Annotated in this window: 5 protein-coding genes; all 5 read right to left on the bottom strand. The window is 61.7% G+C overall.

Annotated features, from left to right (window positions below; genetic code table 11):
* Positions 1-153 precede the first annotated feature (153 nt).
* A complete protein-coding gene (locus JX325_RS11170; RefSeq protein WP_204791202.1) occupies positions 154-2241 on the bottom strand; it encodes a glutamine synthetase III in 2088 nt (695 codons plus the stop codon).
* 240 nt (positions 2242-2481) lie between these two features.
* Positions 2482-4068, bottom strand: a complete 1587-nt coding sequence (asnB, locus tag JX325_RS11175) for an asparagine synthase B (RefSeq protein WP_204791203.1) — start codon at positions 4066-4068, stop codon at positions 2482-2484.
* A gap of 613 nt (positions 4069-4681) precedes the next feature.
* Positions 4682-5224 carry a stage V sporulation T C-terminal domain-containing protein gene (locus tag JX325_RS11180; RefSeq protein ID WP_204791204.1) on the bottom strand — a complete coding sequence of 181 codons (543 nt, stop codon included), beginning with the start codon at positions 5222-5224 and terminating at the stop codon, positions 4682-4684.
* A 463-nt stretch (positions 5225-5687) separates the two neighbouring features.
* Entirely contained in the window at positions 5688-6071 is a 384-nt protein-coding gene (locus tag JX325_RS11185; protein ID WP_204791205.1) for a zinc ribbon domain-containing protein, read from the bottom strand.
* 140 nt (positions 6072-6211) lie between these two features.
* Positions 6212-6722 (bottom strand): PepSY domain-containing protein (locus JX325_RS11190; RefSeq protein ID WP_204791206.1); only part of this gene is annotated, 511 nt, incomplete at its 5' end.

The raw sequence follows: 6722 nt of genomic DNA on the forward strand, positions 1-6722 counted from the left end.
AGCGGGAGGACTGCCCCGCCGGGGAGAACAAGCGCCGCCGCCCGCCCTACCGCGGGGGACGCCGGTGGAATAAGAACGGGGACGCGCCCAAGACTTGAAAAAACGCTCAACGGCTTTGCCGTTGAGCGTTTTTCTGGGATTTGGGGAGACCGTTTAAACGGAGAACAGCAGCTCCGAGTACACCGGGAAGGGCCACGCCTTGGCGTCGGTGAGAGCTTCCAGCTGGTCGGCGGTCTCCCGGGCGGCGGTCATATCGGGGATCAGCACGTCGTGGCAGTACCGCATGGCGGTCTCCGCCCCGGAGGGAATGGCGGCCAGGTCCGCCTCCAGCTTTGCGCAGCCGTCCATCAGCGTGTCCGTCAGGGCGGAGAGCTTCTGGGACGTGGAGGTTTCGTAGCGGCAGCTGGAGCCCATCTCCTTCTTTTTAAAGGCCCGCTCGCACAGCTCCGCGGCGCAGCCGGAAACGGCGGGGAGGATCTCATGGCGGATCATGTCGATCATGGTGCTGGCCTCGATGGAGAGGACCGTCCGGTAGTTCTCCACATGAATCTCATACCGGGCCCGGACCTCCTCCNCCGTNNAGATGCCGNGCTTGACAAAGAGGTCGATGTTCTTCTGCTGGACATAGGCGGGCAGGGCGTCGGCGGTGGATTTGAGGTTGGCCAGGCCCCGGCGTTCCGCCTCGGCAATCCAGTTGCCGTCGTAGCCGTTTCCGTTGAAGATGATGCGCTGGTGCTCGGTGAAGGTCCGGCGGATCAGCTTCTGGAGGTCGGCCTGGAAGTCGGCGGAGGACTCCAGCTCGTCGGCGAACTGCTTGAGCTCCTCGGCCATGATGGTGTTCAGGGCGATGTTGGGCCCGGAGATGGACTGGGAGGAGCCCAGCATGCGGAACTCGAACTTGTTGCCGGTGAAGGCCATGGGGGAGGTCCGGTTCCGGTCCGTGGTGTCCTGNCGGATGGCGGGGAGCACGTCCACGCCGATCTCCAGGGTTTTCTTGCTGGCGTCGGTGTACTCGGTGCCCTGGATGATGGAATCCACCACGGCGTTCAGCTCGTCCCCCAGGAAGATGGAGAGGACGGCGGGGGGAGCCTCCTGGGCCCCCAGGCGGTGGTCGTTTCCGGCGGTGGCCACGGTGGTGCGGAGGAAGTCCTGGTACTCGTCCACGCCCTTGACAAAGGCCGCCAGGAAGAGGAGGAAGCGGGCGTTCTGGCTGGGGGTGGAGCCGGGCTTGAAGAGGTTCTTCCCCGTGTCGGTGGAGAGGGACCAGTTGTCGTGCTTGCCGGAGCCGTTTACCCCGGCGAAGGGCTTTTCATGGAGGAGGCACACCAGGCCGTGGCGGTCCGCCACCTTTTTCATCACCTCCATCACCAGCTGGTTCTGGTCGCAGGCGGTGTTGGCGTNGGTATAGATGGGGGCCATTTCGTGCTGGGAGGGGGCCACCTCGTTGTGCTTGGTCTTGGAGGGGATGCCCAGGGCCCACAGGGTCTCGTCCAGGTCCTTCATGTAGGCGGCCACCCGGGGCTTGATAGCGCCGAAGTAGTGGTCGTCCAGCTCCTGGCCCCGGGGGGGCTTGGCGCCGAATAAGGTCCGGCCCGTCATCCGCAGGTCCTTCCGCTTGCCGAAGAGCTGCTTGTCAATGAGGAAATACTCCTGCTCCGGGCCCACCTGGGCCATGACCTTCCGGCTCTCGGTGTCCCCGAAGAGGCGGAGGATGCGGATGGCCTGGCGGCTGACCTCCTCAATGGAGCGGAGGAGGGGCATTTTCTTGTCCAGGGCCTGGCCGGAGTAAGAGCAGAAGATGGTGGGGATGCAGANGGAGCCCTCCTTCAAAAAGGCGAAGGAGGTGGGGTCCCAGGCGGTGTAGCCCCGGGCCTCGAAGGTAGCCCGGAGGCCGCCGGAGCGGAAGGAGGAGGCGTCCGGCTCGCCCCGGACCAGCTCCTTGCCGGAGAACTCCATCATGATCCGGCCGCCGCCGGTGGGGCTGATGAAGCTGTCGTGCTTTTCGGCGGTGACGCCGGTCATGGGCTGGAACCAGTGGGTAAAGTGGGTGGCGCCCCGCTCCACGGCCCACTGCTTCATGGCCTCGGCGATTTCGTTGGCGGTGGAGATGTCCAGGGCCGTGCCCTCGGTGACGCAGGTTTTCCAAGCGCCGTAGGACGCGGGGGAGAGGCGGTCCTTCATGGTCTCCTCGTTGAAGACCTGGCTGCCGAAGAGCTCGGGGAGATGCAAGGTAGTACTCATAATCGTTTCCTCCTCAATTTCATGCCTGCCGAAAGCGTTCGGCAGGCTGGACGTTTTTCAACTCGTTGAAAAACGTTTGATTGAAAGGAAAGACACCCTTCCTGGGTTTCTTTCCAACTATCTTCCTTCCCGATATCGGGAAGTGTACCGCTTCATGATACCTTTATGTTAAATCGTAACATAAAACGATGCAAACACAATTGGTAATACTTCTAAACNTCCGGCCCGGAAGAGGGCCGTTCATTGTCCGNTGGCGCCGTAGTTGCTCAGGGCCCGGGCGGAAGGGTCGTCCACGTCGCATCCCTCCCAGGACTTGTTGGGCATCCAGAAATCCCGGATCATCGCCGCCTGTCCCGGGTAGTGCTTCTCGAAGATCTCCCGGTACAGCAGACTCTCCTTGGTGAAGGGCGGGCAGTGGTAATCGTACTTGTGCCGCAGGGCCTCGAATGCCCCGTCCGTGTATTTCTCCTGGGCGTAGGCTTTCAGGTCGTCCACCATGGAGTGGCCCACGGCGTCGGAGAAGGCAGCTTTCTGCCGCCAGAGGATGCCCTCGGGCAGGGGGCGGTCCTTCTCAAAGGCGTGGCGGAGCAGGTATTTCCCCATGCCGTAGGTGTTCCGCTTCATCTCGGGGTCCAGGGACATGACGTATTTCACGAAATCCAGGTCACCGAAGGGCACCCGGGCCTCCAGGGAGTTGACGGAGATGCAGCGGTCCGCCCGGAGCACGTCGTACATGTAAAGCTCATCCACCCGCTTTTTTGCCTCCTTCTGGAACTCCTCGCCGCTGGGGGCGAAGTCTGTGTACTTATAGCCAAAGAGCTCGTCGGAAATCTCCCCGGTCAGCAGCACCCGGACGTCCGTCCGCTCATGAATGGCCTTGCAGCAGAGGTACATGCCCATGCTGGCCCGGATGGTGGTGATGTCCCAGGTGCCCAGCAGGGCAATCAGCTCATCCAGGGTCGCCAGGACCTCCTCCCGGGTCATATAGACCTCGGTGTGGTCGGCCCCGATGTATTCCGCCGCCTCCCGGGCGTATTTGAGGTCGATGGCGTCCTTGTCCATGCCGATGGCGAAGGTTCGGATCTTCTTCCCCAGCACGACGGAGGAAATGGCGCAGACCAGGCTGGAGTCCAGCCCGCCGGAGAGGAGGAAGCCCAAAGGCGCGTCGGCGTCCAGCCGCTTGTCGACCCCGGCGATGAGCTTATCGCGAATATGCTTGCAGGCGGTCTCCCGGTCGTCCCGGCAGTATTCGCTTACCGTGGTAAAATCGGCGTAGCGGACGAAGGTTCCCCCGGCGTAGTAGTGCCCCGGCGGGAAGGGGCGGATTTCCCGGCACAGCCCCACCAGGTTCTTGGCCTCGCTGGCGAAGACGATGCCGCCGGAGCGGTCATATCCGTAGAATAGGGGACGGATGCCGATGGGGTCCCGGGCGGCGATGAGGGAATCCGTCCTCCCGTCGTAGAGGACCAGGGCGAATTCCGCGTCCAGCCGGGCGAACATCTCCAGGCCGTACTCCCGGTAGAGGGGCAGCAGAATCTCGCAGTCGCTGCCGCTTTGAAACGAGTAGCCCCGCTCTTGAAGCTGCCGCTTCAAAGGCCGGANGCCGTAGATTTCCCCGTTGCACACCAGATAGTCCCCGCCCAGCCGGAAGGGCTGCATCCCCTCCGGAGTCAGGCCCATGATGGCCAGCCGGTGGNAGCANAGCCACCCTGTTGNGGTTTCCACAACGCGGGACATATCCGGCCCCCGGGATTTCGTGCGCGCAAAGAAGGGCTGAAGCTCCTCCCGCGTGACGTCCTTTTTCTCAAAACCCATAATCGAACACATAACAAGCACCTCCGAATTGATATGGCTTTCCCGTCTGNGAAAATAAAAACGCAGCTATCTCCTGAACATTCAGGACGAATAGCTNCTATCCGCGGAGNCACATGATTTACCTCCCCGTCTGACCGGGGGCGGTCACCTTCAAGGCTCCAACAAGCCTGTGTGAGGTAACGATCACAACCCGCCGCGCTTACTGCCGGGGAAGGGAGAGGCCCCCCGGGTTCAGCTTGGAGCTACGGAGTGTTCTTCCCGGAGGCTCTTTGCGCGGGGTTCTCACTGTCCCCCGCTCACTGGGGCGGAACGCCCTCCGGTACTTTTCTCCATCAACGCCGNTTTCCGTATCGCTTTGTTGTGTTAAAGCTTACACCTGAAAAGGTCCCGCTGTCAATGGAGGATGTGACAAAATACCCGGGGTGCATGTGGTCATATTTCTACATAGTTGTATGATGTCTTTTGTCTTGCAGATAAGTGAAGGTTGTATGACCTCCTGAAAAAATGGGAAATGGCCTGTACCGGGGTGCGGGCCCCGCAATTACGCGCCGGATTCCGTAAAAGGCGATCCCGCTTTGCGGGGCCCGGTCTTCCGACCGGGCCATTTCCCATGCGCATCAAGGGCTTACGCCTCCATATGCCGCCCCAAAAAGGCGGCGATGGTCTGGGCCAGCTTGTATTCCGTGTCCCCGGTGGCGATGCCCGGCGTCGTGCCGATGAACAGCACCATGCCCAGCAGATCCCCCTCGGAGAGGATGGGGGCGGCCACGTTGGTGACCAGCTTGTCGCTGCCGTCGCAGACGGGGATGGGGTTTCCCCCGCCGTCNTNCTGGTNGATGCGGCGGCTTTCCATGATCTGCTCCAGCTCGGAGGTGATGCGCTTGCCCAGCAGCTCCCNCTTGCCGCCTCCNGCCACGGAGATGACCGTGTCCCGGTCCGTCACGGCGCAGATGCAGCCGGTGGAGCGGCTCATGGTCTCGCAGAGCTGCCCGGCGAAATCCTCCACGCCGCCCAGCAGGGAATACTTCTTGAAAATCACCTCGCCGTCCCGGCTGGTGTAAATCTCCAGGGGGTCGCCCTCCCGGATACGCATGGTGCGGCGAATTTCCTTGGGGATGACCACCCGGCCAAGGTCGTCAATCCGGCGCACAATTCCAGTTGCCTTCATATTGAAAAACTCCTTTGATAAAGTGATGGTTGTATGTCACTCTGGCAAAAGCTAGTATCCGCTGTTTTTTCCGGCTTATGCCGGAGGAAGGCTTGGTGATGTCTGGAAATACGCCGCCATCGGGTACAATAAACGAACAAGATCGGATCAGCATTAAACAGCGTTAGGCAGAGGGCATAGCCGCCGCAAAGGGAAAAGGCGTGGAGCTGGGCAGGCCGAAAGCCCAAAAGCCGCCGGAAACGGTTGTTTTGGAGAGGACGAGTGGATGGAACTGTGAAGCAACCCGTGTGCAGGGCCGCGGGCGCAGTCCGGCCTGTTGAGGGCCGGTAAAATCGGATAAATCCGCCTGGTCTCCGAGTCGCAGAAACAAAAGGAGAAGGCCTCCGCATGACGCATAGGCGTCTGCGGAGGCCTTCTCCGGAAAAACGTTTTTATTCAAAGCGGGGGCATCCCGGCGGGCCGTTTACTCGCCCATGGNCGCGCCGCACTGGGGGCAGAATTTGCTGTCGGACTCCGCGCCGCAGATGGGGCACTTCTTCCCGGCAGGAGCTTCTTCGGCCTCCCCAGCGGGCTCTTCCTTCACGGGCTTGCTGGCCTCCAGCTCGGCAATTTTGGCCTTGCCAGCATTGACGGCTTCCACGGCTTCCCGCACCGCGTCGGGGATTTCACCCTCGTACTCGCTGACAAACCACTCGCCGATAGCGCGGTAGTTTTTGTCAATCTCTTTCTGCTCCCCGGAAATGGCCACGTTGAGCTTNANCAGCTCCGCGGCGTCCTTGGTCCGGTCGGCGGCCTTGTTGGCTACGTCCTTTGCTTTGCGGGTCAGTTCATCGAAATTAAACGCCATGGTTGTAGATCCCCTTTCATATTCCGGTCCTGCGGAAGGCCCGGTTTTAATCACGTTAGCTACAGCGTCTAGTATAGCGTATCCTTTGGTAAAACGCAACAGAAAGCCCGAATGTTTACAGTTCTTTTTCAATCGCGGGCTCAGCGGTCCTGCGCCGCCTTGACCACCGTGCCGGAGGAGGCGTCGATCTCATATTCGTACTCCACNCTTCCCGCCCGGAACTCCAGCTCATAAATCCAGCGGCCGTCGTCCTCGTCCAGCTCGCACTGCACATAGCCCGCGTCGGCGGCGGAAATTCCGGCGTGGGACAGGGCCGCGCTCTTGGCGGCTTCCTCGCCGATAAAGCTTCCCGGCTGCTGGGCGGCGGTCCCGCCGGGGCGGCTGTTCTGCTCCTGCTTGGACTCCAGCACGGCGTTGGTAGAGGCGTCGATTTCGTAGTCATATTCGGTATTGCCCACCCAGAATTCAATATCGTAGACCTGGCGGCCGTTCTCCCAGTCCAGCTTGCAGCGGACGGCTTCCGCGTCGGCGGCGGAAACCCCGGCGTGGGTGAAGGCGGCGCTTTTCGCGGCCTCCTCGCCGGTGGCGGCGGGAGCCTGGTCCCCGGCGGCGGGCTTCTGCGCGGAAGGGGTTTGGGCCTGAGCGGGGGGC

The organism is Oscillibacter sp. CU971, from assembly GCF_905219725.1.
GTDB lineage: Bacteria > Bacillota > Clostridia > Oscillospirales > Oscillospiraceae > Oscillibacter.